At 74.8% G+C, this 16682-nt stretch carries 15 protein-coding genes; 6 read left to right on the forward strand and 9 right to left on the reverse strand.

The genetic code is table 11. The annotated features are described in order from the left end of the window. Positions 1-2 precede the first annotated feature (2 nt). Both BTM25_RS23155 and BTM25_RS23160 read right to left on the reverse strand, forming a co-directional pair. Positions 3-791, reverse strand: coding sequence for an SDR family NAD(P)-dependent oxidoreductase (locus BTM25_RS23155; RefSeq protein WP_103565089.1), 789 nt, complete (start codon positions 789-791; stop codon positions 3-5). Beyond that, positions 788-2782, reverse strand: coding sequence for a bifunctional phosphatase PAP2/O-acyltransferase family protein (locus BTM25_RS23160; RefSeq protein WP_146059119.1), 1995 nt, complete (start codon positions 2780-2782; stop codon positions 788-790). Before BTM25_RS23160 ends, BTM25_RS23155 begins: the two co-directional genes overlap by 4 nt. A 146-nt stretch (positions 2783-2928) precedes the next feature. Between BTM25_RS23160 and BTM25_RS23165 the strand changes: the two genes are divergently transcribed. Together BTM25_RS23165 and BTM25_RS23170 are read left to right on the forward strand one after the other, a co-directional pair. Continuing rightward, the gene (locus tag BTM25_RS23165; protein WP_103565091.1) at positions 2929-4251 is read left to right on the forward strand and encodes an MFS transporter; all 1323 of its coding nucleotides are present in this window, start codon (positions 2929-2931) and stop codon (positions 4249-4251) included. Positions 4252-4321: 70 nt separating this feature from the next. Continuing rightward, positions 4322-5077 (forward strand): IclR family transcriptional regulator, encoded by a 756-nt coding sequence (locus BTM25_RS23170; RefSeq protein WP_103565092.1) that lies wholly within the window; start codon positions 4322-4324, stop codon positions 5075-5077. On the opposite strand, the gene BTM25_RS23175 is transcribed toward BTM25_RS23170, so the two are convergent. From BTM25_RS23175 to BTM25_RS23200, 6 genes are all read right to left on the reverse strand, one after another. Next, positions 5074-6312 carry an APC family permease gene (locus BTM25_RS23175; RefSeq protein ID WP_268877681.1) on the reverse strand — a complete coding sequence of 413 codons (1239 nt, stop codon included), beginning with the start codon at positions 6310-6312 and terminating at the stop codon, positions 5074-5076. The two genes, BTM25_RS23170 and BTM25_RS23175, sit on opposite strands and share 4 nt — an antisense overlap. Before the next feature lie 14 nt (positions 6313-6326). Further along, positions 6327-7760 (reverse strand): gamma-aminobutyraldehyde dehydrogenase, encoded by a 1434-nt coding sequence (locus tag BTM25_RS23180; RefSeq protein ID WP_103565093.1) that lies wholly within the window; start codon positions 7758-7760, stop codon positions 6327-6329. After that, entirely contained in the window at positions 7757-8830 is a 1074-nt protein-coding gene (locus BTM25_RS23185) for a threonine aldolase family protein (RefSeq protein ID WP_103565094.1), read from the reverse strand. The genes BTM25_RS23180 and BTM25_RS23185 overlap by 4 nt, the downstream gene beginning before the upstream one ends. Further along, a complete protein-coding gene (locus BTM25_RS23190; RefSeq protein WP_103565095.1) occupies positions 8815-9498 on the reverse strand; it encodes an SDR family NAD(P)-dependent oxidoreductase in 684 nt (227 codons plus the stop codon). The genes BTM25_RS23185 and BTM25_RS23190 overlap by 16 nt, the downstream gene beginning before the upstream one ends. Continuing rightward, on the reverse strand, positions 9495-11567 hold the full coding sequence (locus BTM25_RS23195; protein ID WP_103565096.1) for a DUF6421 family protein: 2073 nt from the start codon (positions 11565-11567) through the stop codon (positions 9495-9497). The genes BTM25_RS23190 and BTM25_RS23195 overlap by 4 nt, the downstream gene beginning before the upstream one ends. 205 nt (positions 11568-11772) lie before the next feature. Continuing rightward, on the reverse strand, positions 11773-12927 hold the full coding sequence (locus BTM25_RS23200) for an acyl-CoA dehydrogenase (protein ID WP_103565097.1): 1155 nt from the start codon (positions 12925-12927) through the stop codon (positions 11773-11775). A gap of 87 nt (positions 12928-13014) precedes the next feature. Here BTM25_RS23200 and BTM25_RS23205 point away from each other — a divergent pair, with 87 nt between their 5' ends. From BTM25_RS23205 to BTM25_RS23215, 3 genes are all read left to right on the forward strand, one after another. Beyond that, positions 13015-13725, forward strand: coding sequence for a TetR family transcriptional regulator (locus BTM25_RS23205; protein ID WP_103565098.1), 711 nt, complete (start codon positions 13015-13017; stop codon positions 13723-13725). A 118-nt stretch (positions 13726-13843) separates the two neighbouring features. Then, positions 13844-14818 carry an endonuclease/exonuclease/phosphatase family protein gene (locus tag BTM25_RS23210; RefSeq protein ID WP_103565099.1) on the forward strand — a complete coding sequence of 325 codons (975 nt, stop codon included), beginning with the start codon at positions 13844-13846 and terminating at the stop codon, positions 14816-14818. Positions 14819-14841: 23 nt separating this feature from the next. Next, positions 14842-15600 (forward strand): hypothetical protein, encoded by a 759-nt coding sequence (locus tag BTM25_RS23215; RefSeq protein ID WP_146059120.1) that lies wholly within the window; start codon positions 14842-14844, stop codon positions 15598-15600. On the opposite strand, the gene BTM25_RS23220 is transcribed toward BTM25_RS23215, so the two are convergent. Further along, positions 15597-16217, reverse strand: a complete 621-nt coding sequence (locus tag BTM25_RS23220) for an NAD(P)-dependent oxidoreductase (protein ID WP_103565101.1) — start codon at positions 16215-16217, stop codon at positions 15597-15599. The two genes, BTM25_RS23215 and BTM25_RS23220, sit on opposite strands and share 4 nt — an antisense overlap. A gap of 110 nt (positions 16218-16327) precedes the next feature. Between BTM25_RS23220 and BTM25_RS23225 the strand changes: the two genes are divergently transcribed. Then, the gene (locus tag BTM25_RS23225) at positions 16328-16681 is read left to right on the forward strand and encodes a winged helix-turn-helix transcriptional regulator (RefSeq protein ID WP_103565102.1); all 354 of its coding nucleotides are present in this window, start codon (positions 16328-16330) and stop codon (positions 16679-16681) included. Position 16682 lies beyond the last annotated feature (1 nt).

Genomic DNA, 16682 nt, shown 5'->3' on the forward strand with positions numbered 1-16682 from the left:
CGTCAGCCGGACCCGGCCCGCAGCGCGACCGTCCGCGTGCCGAACCGTCCGTCCAGCGCCCGGTAGGCGCCGGGGAACAGGCCCCGGACGGCGATCGGCAGCCGCAGCCACCCCGGCGCGAAGATCTCGGCGCGGCCCGCGACGATGCCCGCGACCAGGGCGCCCGCGACCCGGTCCGCCGGGAGCGGACGGGGCCGGCGCCGCGTGTACGGCTCGCCGCGCCGCTCGAAGAACGGGGTGTCGACCACGCCGGGGACGAGCACGCCGACGCCGACGCCGCTGCCGCGCAGCTCCTGCCGCAGGCTGACGGCGAACATGTCCAGGCCCGCCTTGGTCGCCGAGTAGACCGCCTCGCCCGCGACGCCGAGCCGCCCGGCGATGGACGTGACGTAGACGAGCCGTCCGCCGTGTTCGAGCATGCCCGGCAGCAGCAGCCGGGTGAGGGCGATGGGCGCGGCGAGGTTCACCGCGACGAGCCGCGCCGCGTCGCCCGCCGGCATCCCGGTGAACGGGCCGGACCAGCCGACGCCCGCGTTGCACAGCAGGACGTCCACGCGTCCGGCCGCCGCGAGCGCCGCCGCCGCGAGCCGTTCGGCGTCCGCCGGGTCGGCGAGGTCGCCGGTCAGCGGGGTGCCGCCCACCTCGCGGGCGACGGCGGCGAGCCGTCCGGCGTCGCGGCCGTGGACGAGCACGTGCGCGCCCGCCCGCGCCAGCGCCGCCGCGCTCGCCCGGCCGAGCCCCGACGACGCGCCCGTCACCAGCGCGACCGACCCGTCCAGCGGACCCGTCACGCGACCGGACCGCCGTCCAGCTCGGCGATGACGGCGCGGAAGGCGGTGAGCAGCGCGTCCGCGTCGTCGGCGAGCGCCGGGTCGGCCGAGACGCTGACGCACAGCTCCCCGGCGATGCTCAGCGCCCCGACGGCGAGCGGCGCGCCCGGCACCAGCGGGATGACGGGGTAGACCTCGTCCAGCGGCGCGCCCGCGAACCGGGGCCGCGTCACCGGCCCCGGCATGTTCGACACGACGCCCTGCAAGAAGCGCGGGCCGTAGACGGCGCGCGCGAACCGGCGGTGCAGCGGCGCGGGCATCAGCCGCGCCACGTCGCGCATGACGAACCACGCGGCCTGCGCGCGGGTGCCGGTGCGCTGCGCGCGGCAGCGGCGGGCGACGCGCGCCAGCCGCTCGTGCTCGGGCAGCGCGCCGATCGGCAGGTCGACCATGACGGCCGTCGTGTGGTTGCCCTCGGCGCCGCTGTCGGGGGAGCGCATCATGAGCGGCACGGCGAACCTGGCGACCGTGTCCGGCGCGGTGTCCGGCCCGACGCGGTGGACCGCTCCAGCGACCGCGCTCAGCACGACGTCGGTGACCCGCGTGCCGTGCCGCCGCGCGACGTCGCGCAGCAGGGCGAGGGGGAGCGTGGCCGTCCCGAACCGGCGTCCGGCCGTGCCCGCGACGGGCAGCCGGGTGCGCGGCGGGGCGTCGGCGGCGAGCTGGGCGAACCCGACGGCCGTCGCCGCCGCGCGCCGCAGAAGGCCCGGACGGCGCGGCGCGCCCGCGGGCGGCGCGGCGGGCGGCGCGTCCATGAGCAGCAGCGCCTGCGCCACGACCCCGATGCCGTCGGCGACGACGTGGTGCATGAGGAACACGACGGCGGTGCGTCCCGGCGCGACGCCGCGCACGAGCACCATCCGCCACAGCGGCCGGTCGCGCGGCAGCACCTCGCCCTCCAGCGCGGCGACGATCGCCCGCAGCCCGTCGACGCCGTCGGCCTCGCGTTCCACGACGTGCCAGTCCCAGTCGATCGCGGGGTGGTCCGTCCAGACGGGACGGCGCAGCCGCGACGGCGCCGCGAGCCGCTGCCGGAACCGGGGCACCCGGTCCAGCCGCTCCACGATGAGGCCGACGATGTCGGAGCGCCGCACCTCGGCCGCCGAGGTGTCCAGCACCATCACGCCGCCGACGTGCTGCGGAGCGCGCGGCGTCTCCACCGCGAGGAAGAACGCGTCGGTCGCGGCGACCCGCTCGGGACGCGCCGCGACGCGCTCCGTCCGGCGTCCGGCGTAGACCGCGACCGCCACCAGCGGGACGGCCGCCACCGCGTCCAGGACGTAGTGGTTCGCCGTCGCCAGGATCACGTACAGCGTCACGAGGACGTGGACGGCGTTGAGGAGCTGGATCGACCGCAGCGCCGAGATCCGCGCCAGCTCCACGCCGACCCACAGCGTCCAGGCCATGTGCAGCGACGGCATCGCGGCGAGCTGGTCGGCGTTCTCGACCAGCGGCGAGCCCCACGAGCCCCACGTCCGGCCGAGCCGGACCGTGTCGATGAAGCCGAGATCGGGCGTCAGGCGCGGCGGCATCAGCGGGTACAGGGTGAAGCACGCGAGGCCGAGCAGGTTGAGCAGGACGAACGAATTGCGCGCCGTCCGGTACTTGTCGGGGTGCTTCACGTACAGCCAGGCCAGCAGCCCGATCGCGCTGGCGATGTAGGTGACGGCGTACTCGTAGTTGGCGAGCACCCGCAGGACGGACTGGTCGGCCAGCCACCCGTTCAGCGTCCGCTCGACGTCGAGGTGCAGGGATCTCTCCCAGCCGAACAGCGTCTCGGCGTGCGCGCGGGCCGTCCGGCGCCGCGCCCCCTCGGGCAGCAGCACCACGAGCGCGTACAGCCCGAACACCGCGAGGCCGAGCAGCACCTCGCGCCACGCCCGCGCGCCGACGGCCGGCCTGCTCCCGGGCAGGACCGGATCGGGAGCGGTCACCACGTCCTGTGTCCCCACGTCACGCAACGTACCCACGATGCCGGTCCGCCAGACCCATCGATGATCTTGCCGTTCACCCGGTGTTGCACCGACCGTACGGGGGGTATCGGACCGGGACGGAAAGATCGCCGGACCTGCGGCGCTTGTCGGAGAAAGGACGCGGGATGCGGGAGTTGCTCCGGCTGGACGGCTTCCGCCGCCTGCTCGCCGGGCAGGCGGTCTCGTCCCTCGGCGACTGGATGGGCACGCTCGCGCTGATGTACTTCGTGCTGAAGCTCAGCGGGTCGACGACCGCGATCGGCGGCGTGCTCGTGCTGCGGCTGTTCCCGTCGGCGATCGGCGCGCCGCTCGCGGCCCGCGCGGTGACGCGGTGGAACCGGCGCCGCGTGATGATGGCCGCCGACGTGATCCGCGCGGGGATGGCGGTGCTGCTGCCGATCGTCCCGTGGCTCGGCTGGGTGTTCTTCTGGGCGTTCGCGATGGAGGTCGCGAGCCTCGCGTTCCTGCCCGCGCGCGACTCCTCGGTGCCCGTCCTCATCGGGGAGAACGACGACCCCGACCGTCCCGCCGCCGGCCGGCTCGCGCTCGCCAACGGCCTGGTCATGGGCTTCTACTACGTGATGGTGCCGCTCGGCGCGGCGGCGTTCGGGCTGATCCACCTGGTCTCGGGCTCGGCGGCGTGGACGGGCCACCTGGAGTACGTCGCGGTGTTCTGGGTGGACGCCGCGACGTACGTCGTGTCGTTCTTCGCGATCCGCTCGCTGCCCGACCTCGGCCCCGACGCGGCGGCCGTGCGCGCCGCCGAGCGGGAGGCGGCCAAGGAGGGGCGGAGCACGCGGCAGGGGCTGCTCGCCGCGATGCGGATCCCGATCGTCCGGGAGATCCTGCTGGCGGTCGGGATCGTCGCGCTCGGGCTCGGGTCGCTGTTCTCGCTCGGCGTGGTGTTCGTCCGGGAGGTCCTGCACGCGGGGCCGCTCGGGTTCGGCGCGCTCGTCGCGCTGTTCGGGATCGGGTTCGTGGTGGGGCTCGCGCTGCTGCGCCGCCGCACGGACGCCAACCTGCCCGCGCAGATGCGGATCGGCATCGCCGGGCAGGGCCTGGTGATCATCGCGATGGGGCTGTTCGCGTCGCTGATCTGGGGCTATCTCGCGGCGCTGCTGTTCGGCATGGCCGCCACGACCGCGCTGGTCAGCGCGATCACCCATCTCCAGGACGGGCTGACGGGCAGCGTCCGCGACGTCGCGCTCGCGGCGTTCCACGGCACGCTGCGGTTCGGGCTCGCGGTGGCGGCGCTGATCACCGGGGCGGTCGCGGACGCGCTGAAGGGCGGCGAGTACCACCTCGGGCCGCTCGGCGCGGTGGACCCGATCCAGCTCGTCCTCATCGGGTCGGGGGGCGTGGCGCTGCTCGGCAGCTTCTTCATCCGGTCGCATCCGGACGACGCCGTCCCGGCGTCCGGCCCCGACGACGGCCCGAAGGCGTCCTGACCCGCGGCCCGGACGCAAATTCCACTATCCTGGTAGGCAAAGTATTTACCAGGATGCGGGAAGGACGCGGATGGCCGTAGAAGGCGCACAGGCGGTGCGCAGGGCGCTGACGATCCTGCACTGCTTCCGCGACAACGGCCCGGCGCTCGGCGCGTCCGACCTCGGCCGGCGGCTGGACCTGCCGACCTCGACCGCGCACCGGCTCGCCCGGACGCTCGTCGCGTCGGGCTTCCTGGAGCAGGACCCGGCGACGTCCCGGTTCCGGCTCGGCCCGTCCGTCGTCGAACTCGGCCAGCTCTCCTTCCACCAGCGCGGCCTGCACCGCGCGGTGCCCGAACTGACGCAGCTCGCCCGCGTCACGTCCACGACCGTCGACCTCGCGCTGCGCGGCGGCAACGAGGTGCTGATCCTCGTCGGCGACTCGGTGCGCCGCGAGGCGGGCGTCGGCCTGCGCCGCCCGCTGCACTCGACCGCGCTCGGCAAGGTGCTCCTGGCCTGGTCGCCCGACCCGGACCTGGCCGGCCTCGGCCCGCTCCCGGCCCTCACCGACCGGACGATCGTGGACCCGTCCGAGCTGAAGTCCGAACTCGACCTCGTCCGCGAGCAGGGCTACGCGGTCAACGACGGCGAGTCGGCCGCGGGCGTGCGGACGCTGGCCGTCCCGATCCTCGACCACGCCGGCAACGCCCGCTACGCCCTGGCCCTGCGCGCGACCCCCGAACTCATCACGACCCGCTGCCTCGACTGGTACCTCACCCAGGCCCGCACCTGCGCGAAGGCCCTGGAGATCCTCCTGCTCCCCCCGGAGGAACGCCCCGCCTTCTAACGCCGCGTGACGGTGTAGAGGAGGGCGCCGGCGGCGAGGACGGCCGAGCCCGCGAGGACGGACGTGAGCGGGAGCGCGAAGGCCAGGGTGAGGCAGCCGGCCAGACCGAGGGCCGGGACGAGGCGGGGCGGGCGGCCTTCGGCGGGGGAGAGCGTCCAGGCCGACGCGTTCGCGACGGCGTAGTAGGCGAGGACGGCGAAGGACGAGAAGCCGATCGCGCCGCGCATGTCGGCGGTGGCCGCCGCGACCGCCGTGACCGCGCCGACGGCCAGTTCCGCGCGGTGGGGGACGGCGAAGCGGGGGTGGACGGCGGCGAGGAAGCCGGGCAGGTTGCGGTCGCGGGCCATCGCCAGGGTCGTGCGGGAGACCCCGAGGATCAGCGCGAGCAGCGAGCCGAGCGCGGCGACGGCGGCTCCGGCGCGGACGACCGGGGCGAGGCCGGGCAGCCCGGCGGCGCGGACGGCGTCGGCGAGCGGCGCGGTCGTCGCGGCGAGCCGTCCGCCGCCGAGCACCGACAGCGCCGCGACCGCCACCGCCGCGTACACCGCGAGCGTGATCGCCAGCGCGATCGGGACGGCGCGCGGGATCGTCCGGGCCGGGTCGCGGACCTCCTCGCCGAGCGTGGCGATCCGCGCGTATCCGGCGAACGCGAAGAACAGCAGGCCCGCCGCCCGCAGGATCCCGCCCCACGAGGTGTCGGCGCCGAAGGAGAGGCGTGCCGCGTCGGCCTCCCCGGACGTCAGCAGCGCCACCGCGACGGTCACGAGCACCACCAGCACCACGGCGACGATCGCCCGCGTGACCAGCGCCGACTTGTGCACGCCGACGTAGTTCACCGCCGTCAGGGCCAGCGCCGCGCCCGCCGCGACGGCGTGGGCGTGCTCGGGCCATGCATACGCGCCGACGGTCAGGGCCATCGCCGCGCACGACGCGGTCTTGCCGACGACGAAGCCCCAGCCCGCGAGGTACCCCCAGAACGGGCCGAGGCGCTCGCGGCCGTAGACGTACGTTCCGCCGGACGCGGGGTAGCGGGCCGCGAGCCGCGCCGACGACGTGGCGTTGCAGTAGGCGACGACCGCCGCGAGCGCGAGCCCGGCCAGCAGCCCCGGCCCGGCCGCCCGCGCCGCCGGGCCGAGCGCCGCGAACACGCCCGCGCCCAGCATCGCGCCGAGCCCGACCAGGACGGCGTCGGGAACGCCGAGCCGCCGCCGCAGTTCGCCGGGCGCAGAGGTCACGCCGCGACGATAACTCAGCCGAGCGCGGTCATCACGTGCTTCACCCGCGTGTAATCCTCCAGCGCATAGACCGACAGATCCTTGCCATAACCGGACTTCTTGAACCCGCCGTGCGGCATCTCCGCGACCAGCGGGATGTGGCAGTTCACCCACACGCAGCCGAAGTCGAGCCGGGCGGTGCAGCGCATGGCGCGCGCGTGGTCGCGCGTCCACACCGACGACGCGAGCCCGTACTCCACGCCGTTGGCGAGCGCGATCGCCTCGGACTCGTCCGCGAACGGCTGGACGGTGATGACCGGCCCGAACACCTCGTTCTGGACGATCTCGTCGTCCTGCCGCACGTCGGAGACGACCGTCGGCGCGTAGAAGAACCCGCGCTCGCCGACCCGCGCGCCGCCGGTCTCGACCCGGGCGTGCGCGGGCAGCCGGTCCACGAACCCGGCGACCTTGGCCAGGTGCGCGGCGGAGATCAGCGGCCCGTAGGCGACGTCCTCGCCGGGCGCGCCGGTACGGGTCCGCGCGGCGACCTCGGCGAGCGCGGCGGTGAACTCCTCGTGCGCGCTCCGCTCCACGAGCACGCGGGTCGCGGCCGTGCAGTCCTGCCCGGCGTTGAAGAACCCGGCCTCGGCGATGGCCTCGGCCGCCGCGCCGAGGTCGGCGTCGGCGAACACGACCACGGGCGCCTTGCCGCCGAGTTCGAGGTGGACGCGCCGGACGTCCGCCGCCGCCGTCCCCGCCACCTCGATCCCGGCCCGCACCGACCCCGTCACCGACGCGATGCCCGGGACGGGGTGGGCGACGAGCGCGCGTCCGGTGTCGCGGTCGCCGCACACCACGTTCGCGACGCCGGGCGGCAGGTGCTCGGCCATCAGCTCCGCCATGAGCACCGTCGTCGCGGGCGTGAGGTCGGCGGGCTTGAGGACGACCGTGTTCCCCGCCGCCAGCGCCGGCGCCCACTTCCACACCGCCATCAGCATCGGGTAGTTCCACGGCGTGACCTGCGCGGCGACGCCGATCGGCTCGCGCCGGACGAACGAGGTGAAACCCTCCATGTACTCGCCCGCCGACCGGCCCTCCAGCATCCGGGCGGCCCCGGCGAAGAACCGGATCTGGTCGAGCAGCATCGGCAGTTCCTCCGACGCCGTCAGCCCGAGCGGCTTGCCGGTGTTCGCGCTCTCCAGCCGGACGAGGTCGTCGCCGCGCGCCTCCAGCGCGTCCGCGATCCGCAGCAGCGCGAGCTGCCGTTCGCCGGGCGTCGTCCGCGCCCAGCCGTCGAACGCCCGGTCCGCCGCGCGGACGGCCGCGTCCACGTCGGCGGCCGACGACAGCGGCGCGGTCCCGTTCACGGCCCCGGTCACCGGGTCGACCAGGTCCGTGGTGCGGCCGTCGAGCGTGTCGGTGTAGGCGCCGTCCACGAAGTTGCGGACGGTCAGTTTCTGGTTGCTCATGCGCCGGTCCCTCCCGCCAGTTCCCCGGCGATCGCCGCAGCGAACTCTGCGATGTCCGCCGGTGTCGTGTCGAAGCTCGTCATCCAGCGGACCTCGCCCGTCCGCTCGTCCCAGACGTAGAAGCGGAACCGCTTGAGCAGCCGCGCCGTCACGTCCGGCGGCAGTACCGCGAACACCGCGTTGACCTCGGTCTTCTGCGTGAGCCGCAGGCCGGGCAGGGCGCCGACGGCGGCGGCGAGCCGCGCGGCCATCGCGTTCGCGTGCGCCGCGCTCCGCAGCCAGAGGTCGCCGCCGAGCAGCGCCTCGAACTGCGCGGCGGCGAACCGGGACTTGGACGCGAGCTGCATCGACGCCTTGCGCAGGTACGGCACGCCGCGCGCCGCCCGGGGGTTCAGCACGACGACCGCCTCGCCGAACATCAGCCCGTTCTTGGTGCCGCCGAACGTCAGGACGTCCACGCCCGCGTCGGTGGTGAACGCGCGGAACGGCAGGCCGAGCGCGGCGGCGGCGTTCGGGAGCCGCGCGCCGTCCACGTGGACGGTCATGCCGAGCCGGTGCGCGTGGTCGCACAGCGCGGCCAGTTCCCCTGCCGTGTAGAGCGTCCCGAGTTCGGTCGGCTGCGCGACGGACACCACGGCCGGACGCGCCCGGTGGACGTCGTCGAACCCGTACGCCTGCCGGTCGATCAGCTCGGGCGTCAGCTTGCCGTCCGGGGTCGCGACGGTCAGCAGCTTCAGCCCGCCGACCCGCTCGGGCGCGCCGCACTCGTCCACGTGGACGTGCGCGGACTCGGCGCAGATCACCGCGTCCCACCGCTCGGTCATGGCCTGGAGCGCGACGACGTTCGCGCCGGTGCCGTTGAACACCAGGTGCGTCTCGGCCTCCGGGCCGAAGTGCGTCCGGAAGATCTCGCGGACGGCCTCGGTGTAGACGTCCTCCCCGTAGGCGACCTGGTGCCCGCCGTTGGCGGCGGCGAGCGCGGCCAGCACCTCGGGATGGACGCCCGCGTAGTTGTCGCTGGCGAACCCGCGCGCGTCCGGGTCGTGGCGGGGGGTCAGGGCGTCAGCCACAGGCGGGCTCCGTTCAGGTCGGCGGCCGGCTCGGACCACAGGGACACGATCCGCTCGGCGACGGTGTCGACGTGGGTGAGGGAGGTGAACTTCGCGTCCGGGCGGGCGGCGCGCATCGCGTCGGTCAGCAGGCCCCGGACGACGAGGATCGACGCGGCGGCCGTCCCGTCCGTCCAGGACTGCGCGACGGCGAGCGTCCACGCCTCGGCGGCGGCCTTGGCGGCGGCGTAGTGCGCGTTGTTCGCGGTCGGCCGGGTGGCCTCGGTGGCGGAGACGATCGCGAGCCGTCCCGCGTCGCTCGCCGTCAGGTGCGGGTGGAACGCGCGGGTCGTGTGCTGGAGGGTCCGGACGATCCGGTCCGACAGCCACGTCCAGTCGGCGGGGTCCTCGGCGGTGAACGGCGTCCCGCCGCGCCAGCCGCCGACGAGATGGACGAGCCCGTCCACCCGTCCGTGCCGCTCGGCGACGGACGCGGCGAAACGCGCGGTCGCCGCGTCGTCCAGCAGGTCCACCGCGTGCCGCTCGGCGGGTCCGTCCACGGCGGCCAGGCGGTCGGCGTCGCGTCCGCAGGCGATCACGACGGCGCCCGCGTCCGCCAGCGCGCGGCACGCCGCCGGGCCCGCCGCGCCGGCCGCGCCCGCGACGACCACGACCCGTCCGGCCGTCATCCGGTGATCCCGGACGTCGCGGCGACCACGTCGCGCAGCCTGCGGTGCAGGGCCTCATAGAAGGTGTTGAGCGGGAACTCGTCGGGGAGCACGGCGTCGACCAGGCCGCGCGGCGGGCCGTCCATCGGCAGCGCCTCCGGTCCCTTCGCCCAGGTGGACGCGGGGTTCGGCGCCACGTACGACGCGACCAGCTCGTGCGCCGACAGCCAGTGCGCGACGCGCGAGCGGTCGATGCCGTCGTGGTAGAGGCGCTCGATGGCGGCGCAGAGGTCCAGGACGGCCCCGGACACCGCCCGCCAGTCGATCCGCAGCACGTTGTCGGTCCAGCGCAGGACGCCCGCGCGGTGCAGATGGGCGAACAGGAGCTGGCCGCCGAGCCCGTCGTAGTTCTTGACGCGCCCGCCGGTGATGGGGAAGCGGAACAGCCGGTCGAAGAGAATCGCGTAGCGCACGAGACGACCGTACGGAATTCCGGCGTCCTCCAGGGCGACGGCCTCGCGGTAGGCGTTCAGGTCGCAGCGCAGTTCCTCCAGCGCGTACATCCAGTACGGCATCCGCTGCTTGACCATGAACGGGTCGAAGGGGAGGTCGCCGCGCGTGTGGGTCCGGTCGTGGACCAGGTCCCACAGGACGAACGCGTCCTGCGCGAGGCGCTGGTCGTCCAGCAGCCGGGCGGCGTCGGGCGGGACGGCGAGCCGCAGCGTGTCGGCGGCGGCGCGGCCGACGGCCCGGAACCGCGCGGCCTCGCGGTCGCAGAAGATGCCGCCCCAGGTGAAGCGCGGCACCTCGCGCATCGCGACGGTCTCGGGGAACAGGACGGCCGAGTTCGTGTCGTAGCCCGCCGTGAAGTCCACGAACGAGATCGGGACGAACATCGGATTGTCGTACTTCGCCGCCTCCAGCTCGGCGAGCCAGCCCGGCCAGACCGCCCGGACGATCAGCGCCTCCAGCTTCCGGTCCGGGCTGCCGTTCTGCGTGTACATCGGGAAGACGACGAGATGCTCGCGGCCGTCCGCGCGGTCGCGCTCGGGGTGGAACTCCAGCAGCGCGTCCAGGAAGTCGGGGACGCCGAAGCCTTCGGCCGCCCAGCGGCGCAGGTCGCCGACCAGCGCGGTCAGGTAGCGCTCGTCGTGCGGGAAGCCGGGCGCCAGCTCCTCGACGGCCGCGACGATCCGGTCCACGAGTGCGGTCGCGTCAGCGTCGATCGATCCGTCCGGCGCCTGGAGTTCGCGGAGCGCCGTCACCGCTTCCTTCAGCCGCGGCCAGGCCGGACGGCCCAGCGCGCCCGCCGTCGTCACCGGCGGCACGGCCCGGCCGCCCGCCGCCCACGCGACCGTGTTGGCCCACAGCGCCCGGTGGTCGAGTTCGTCGATCGAGTCGTCGCCGAACAGGTCGGAGTCGGCGAAGACGGCGATCCGGCCGCGTCCGGCCTCGACCGCGACGGCCAGCGGGGCGCCGGGGACGCTCGCGGTCGCGGCCGTCCGGCACAGCACGCGCGCGTCCTCGGGGGCCGCGTCGATCGTCGCGGCGCGGTAGAAGCACACGTCGGCGACGCCCGCGAGCACATCCTCGCCGGCGGGCGGGCCGTCCAGGTCGGCGCGGACCCAGGTCGCGACGCCGCGCAGGTTGCGCGCCGGATCCTGGACGGTCGTGTTCGCGATGTGGACGCCGAACCGTCCGAGCAGCTCGTTGAGGTTGTTGCCGTACTTGTCCTGCTCGCACTCGCCGAGGACGACCAGGCCGCCGCCCGCGCGCACGAACCGCTCGACCGCGTCCAGCTCGTCCGGCGACAGTTTGGGCGAGCCGCCGGGAACGGTCCGCTCCCAGACCGGGTCGGACGGGTGGGCGAGGACGAGCACGTCGTGGCGCTCCAGCACGCCGCCGGCCAGCGGGCCCGCCAGGTGCGCGGCGACGGCGCAGCCCCGGCGGCGCAGCTCGGCGGCGGCCTCGACGTAGCCGGAGTCGCGGGGGTGCGCGGGGTTCATCCGCGCGACGACGTCCGGCCGGATGCTCCACGCCTGGCCGTGCGCCTCGTCCACGAGCACACGGGGGAACGGGGGATGGGCCATGCTCCTGCCTCCTTCGCGTCTCGCGGAGGGCCGATGCCGCTCACGCTACAGAAGAATCTTTCGCAGTCAAGGAGATCTAGAGGTAATCCTTTTGTCATTCAGGCGAGTGACGGCTGATGTTACCGTCACCTGTTCCTGTCCACACGGCCCCGGAGACGACGAACGGCCCACCGCCGCGAGGGCGATGGGCCGTGAGCGCGCAGGACTACTTGAGGAGCTGGCGGGACAGGACGATGCGCTGGATCTGGTTCGTGCCCTCGTAGATCTGGGTGATCTTGGCGTCGCGCATCATGCGCTCCAGCGGGAAGTCGCGCGTGTAGCCGTAGCCGCCGAGGAGCTGGACGGCGTCGGTGGTGATCTCCATGGCCGCGTCCGAGGCGAAGCACTTGGCGGCGGCGCCGAAGCCGGTGAGGTCGGCGTCGCCGCGCTCGGAGCGCGCCGCCGCCGCGTAGGTGAGCTGGCGGGCCGCCTCCAGCTTCATCCCCATGTCGGCCAGCATGAACTGGACGCCCTGGAAGTCGGCGATCGGCCGGCCGAACTGGTGGCGCTGGCGCACGTAGTCCACGGCGTGGTCGAGCGCGCCCTGCGCGATGCCGATCGCCTGCGCGGCGATCGTGACGCGCGTGTGGTCCAGCGTGCGCATCGCGGTCCCGAACCCGGTGCCCTCGGCGCCGATGATCCGGTCGGCCGGGATGCGGACGTTGTCCAGGTTGACGGTCCGGGTGGGGGAGCCCTTGATGCCGAGCTTGCGCTCCTTCGGCCCGAACGACACGCCCGGGTCGGACTTCTCGACCACGAACGCCGAGATGCCCCGGCTGCGCTTCTCCGGGTCCGTCACGGCCATGACCGTGTAGAACTCCGAGACGCCCGCGTTGGTGATCCAGCACTTCGCGCCGTTCAGCACCCAGTGGTCGCCGTCGCGGACGGCGCGGGTCTTCATCGACGCCGCGTCCGAGCCCGCTTCCGGCTCCGACAGGCAGTAGGAGAACATGCCCTCGTTGCGGGCGAGCGCGCCGAGGTAGCGCCGCTTCAGCTCCTCCGATCCGGACAGGATCACGGGCATCGAGCCGAGCTTGTTGACGGCCGGGATCAGCGAGGACGAGCCGCAGACCCGCGCGACCTCCTCGATGACGATCACGGTCGCGAGCGCGTCCGCGCCGACGCCGCCGTACTCCTCGGCGACGTGGACGGCGTGCAGGTCGTTGGCCGCCAGCGCGTCGAACGCCTCCTGCGGGAACCGGGCCTCCTCGTCCACGGCGGCGGCGTGCGGCGCGATCTCCTTCTCCGCGAGCGAGCGCACGGTCGAGCGCAGCAGCTCGTGCGATTCGGGCACCTGGAACAGGTCGAAGTCCTGGGACATGGGGTCTCCACCTCGCTATGGCACTGAGTTCCCTCAAATATGGCACTCGGTGCCATCCGGTGTCCAGGCCGTGTTAGGGTCCCGGGCATGTCCGCGGACCCGAGAACGGCACCGAGAACCCGTCCCGCCGCGACGCGGGACGCGCTGGTGGAGGCGGCCTTCGCGCTCTTCGTGGAGCAGGGCTTCGAGCGGACGACCGTGGACGAGATCGCCGCCCGCGCCGGCATCGGCCGCCGGTCGTTCTTCCGCTACTTCCCGTCCAAGGAGGACGTGGTCTTCCCCGACCACGAGCGCAGCCTGGACGACCTGCGCGCCGCCCTGGACGAGCCCGGCGCCGAGGACCCGGTGGCCCGCGCCTGCGCCGCGACGCTCGTCGTCGCCCGGATGTACGCCGCGCAGCCGGACCGCTCGCTGCTGCGCTACCGGCTCACCCGGCAGGTGCCCGCCCTGCGGTCCCGCGAGCTGACCGTCGTCGGCCGCTACGAGCGCGCCCTCGCCGAGTACCTGCGGCGGAGCTTCGGCGGACGGCCGGACGGGCGGCTGCGCGCGGACGTCGTCGCCGCGTCCGCCGTCGCCGCGCACAACAACGCGCTGCGCTCCTGGCTGCGCGCGGGCGCGTCCGGGGACGCGGTGGCCGAGGTGGACCGGGCGCTGGACCTCGTCCGGACGGCCTGGAGCACCGAACGGGGCGCCGGGCAGGCCCCCGAGCAGGACTACGTCGTGCTGGTCGCGCGGCGCGGCGCCCCGCTGCCGCGCGTCGTCCGCGACCTGGAGGCGGTGCTCGGCGAGCGGGAGTGACGCCGGGGCCACGTGACGGTCACGCGACGGCCTGAATCGGTCGGCGGGGGTGTCGGCAGTCGCTTTGTCGGAAATGCTGCTCTCAAACGGTCAGCGCATCCGACCCGGGAGACCCGCCATGACGACGATCGGCACCTGGAACCTGGAGAACCTGTTCCGGCCGGGCGGGGACTTCGGGCCGTCCGACGAGGCCGCCTACAAGGCGAAGGTCAAGGACCTGGCCGCGACGATCACCGCGTCCGGCGTGGACGCGCTGGCCGTCGAGGAGGTCGGCGACCCCGACGCGCTCGCCGACGTCGCGGCCCGCCTCGACGGGGACTGGCACCACGTGACGTCCGCCGGCTTCGAGCCCGGCCACCCGATCCGCGTCGGCTTCCTGTCCCGGCTGCCGCTGGAGGTCGTCGCCGACCGCTCCGCGTTCCCGGACGAGCTGACCCCGATCCAGGCGGGCGACGACGGGACGTCCGCGCACAAGACCGGGCGCGGCGTCCTCGCCGTCCGGATCACCGAGCGGGACGGCCGCGAGATCACCGCCGTCGCCGCGCACCTCAAGAGCAAGCTGCTGTCGTTCCCGCCCGGCCCGGACGGGCGTCCGCGCTTCCAGCCCCGCGACGAGGGCGAGCGCGCCCGCGTCGCCGCCTACGCGCTCTACCGGCGCACGGCCGAGGCGGTGACCGTCCGCGCGCTCGCCGACGAGCTGCTGGCCGGGCAGGGCCAGACGCGGCAGGTCATGGTGATGGGCGACCTCAACGACGGCATCGAGGCCGCCACCACGCAGATCCTCCTCGGCCCGCCCGGCTCCGAACTCGGCACGCCCGGCGCCGACCATCCCGACCAGGGCGACCGGCACCGGCTGTGGAACCTCGCGCCGCGCGTCCCCGAAGCCGAGCGGTACAGCCGCGTCTTCCACGGCCGGGGCGAGCTGATCGACCACATCCTCGTGTCGCACGCGCTGCTCGGCCGGGCGACCGACGTCCACACCTGCCGTCCGCCGAACGCCCCGAAGCTCCCGTCGGTGACCGACGACCCGGCCGCGCGGCGCAACGAGCCCGCGTCCGACCACGCGATGGTCTTCACGCGCCTCGCCGACTGACGGTCTGGAATACTGCCGGGATCGTGGACGAACCGGTAGATGTCGCCTGGTTGGTGGCGCGCGTGCTGCGTCCGGGCCGCTCGTCCGGCGCGCCCCTCGCCGACGACCCGCGCCGCCTGTTCCGCGCGACGGAACTCGTCGCGTGCCGCACGTGCCGGGGCTCGGGCGCCGTCGGCGGCTACACGGGCGACGACCCTCCCGAATGGGAGGAGGAAGCGTGGACGTGCACCGACTGCGGCACGCTCGGCCGGGTCGCGGCCGACACCCCGCTGCTGGACCGGCCTCCCGTCCCCGCCCCCTTCGACGCCGACCCGGACGGCGTGCGGCACGCCGAGGAGGCCGCCCGGACGGCCGTGCGGCGGCTCGCGCCCTGGGGCGTCCCGGCCGTGGACCGCGTCGTGTGGCGCGTCGGCGGCCCGCTGCACCGGCCCGTCAAGGCGACCGTGCCCCACCCGCGCGCCGAGGTCCTGCGCCGCCTGTTCTTCCGCGATTGGAGCGACGAGCTGGGCCGGATCCCGCACCACCACGTCCCGCTGGACGGCCTCACGAGCCTGTTCGCCGCCCGCGCGGCCTGGCACGCCCGCCTCGGCCGCGCCTGGCGCCTCGCGGCGGACCGGGCGCTGACCGTCCCGGCCTCGGCGGACCGCCCGGACGCGGTGGGCCGCAGCATGGCCGACCTCCCCGACCCGTTCACCCCCCTCATCGAGATCTGGGCCGCCGGGTACGCGTTCGCCGACGCCACCGACGACGCGATCCACCTCATCGCCCCCGAGCCCGCTTAGGACACGGCCAGGTGGACGCCGCGACGGCGCGGCGTCTCGGCCTCGTCGAGCAGGGCGAGCGCGAAGTCCGCGTAGGAGATGCGGGCCGCCGGGTCGCCGTGCGCGCGGATCCCGTAGCGGCCGGTGCGGGGACCGCCGTGGTCGAAGTCGCCGGACGGGCTGACGTACACCCAGTCCAGCCCGGAGCCCTGCAGGACGTCGAGTCCCGCGGCGTGGCCGAGGCAGAACGGGCGGAACTCGGCGGGGAAGCCGGGCAGGTCCAGCAGGCGCGTCCCGTCCGCGTCCGGCAGCAGCGACGCGAGGCCGACCGCGACCAGCCGCTCCACCCCGGCCCGCGGCAGGCCCCGGACGAGCGCGTGCGCGGCGTCGGCGAAGAACGTGTCCGGCTCCAGCACCGCCGCCGCGTTGATCGCCGCGTCGTGCCCGGCCGCGAGCGCCGCCACGGACGCCGCGTCGGTGACGTCCCCGGCGGCGACCCGCACGCCGTCGCCGGCCGGGCCGCCGTAGCGGGACGGGTCGCGGACCACCGCCGTCACGCGGTGCCCGCGCCGGCGCGCCTCGGCGACGGCCGTCCGCCCGGCGCGGCCCCCGGCCCCGAAGATCACGAAGTCGCCCATGATCGGAATACCTCCCGGTGTCTCGATGCTCACCGGAAGGTAGCCGCGCGGGCGGTTACCTCCTGGATACCGAGACCAGCCGCCGGACCCGGCCCGGCGCGGGAGACGTCATGACTGCGCTGCCCCCCGACCTGTTCGACGAGCTCTGTCCGTCGTCGCTGCTGCCCTTCCGGTTCGGCGACAAGTGGGCGGCGCTCGTCCTGCGCTGCCTGGAGGACGGCCCGCGCCGCTACTCCGAACTGCGCGTGTCGCTTCGGCGCGTCACGCCGAAGGTGCTCACGCAGTCGTTGCGCGGGCTGGAGCGGGACGGGTTCGTGCAGCGAACGGTCCGCCCCGGCCCGCCGCGGAGCGTCGAGTACGAACTGACGCCGCTCGGCCGCAGCCTGCTGGTGCCGCTGTACGCGGCGTGCGCGTGGGCGGCCGAGCACTGGGACGAACTCCTCGACGCGCGCGACCCCGGCTGAC

It is taken from the genome of Actinomadura rubteroloni (genome assembly GCF_002911665.1).
GTDB classification, from domain to species: Bacteria; Actinomycetota; Actinomycetes; order Streptosporangiales; family Streptosporangiaceae; genus Spirillospora; species Spirillospora rubteroloni.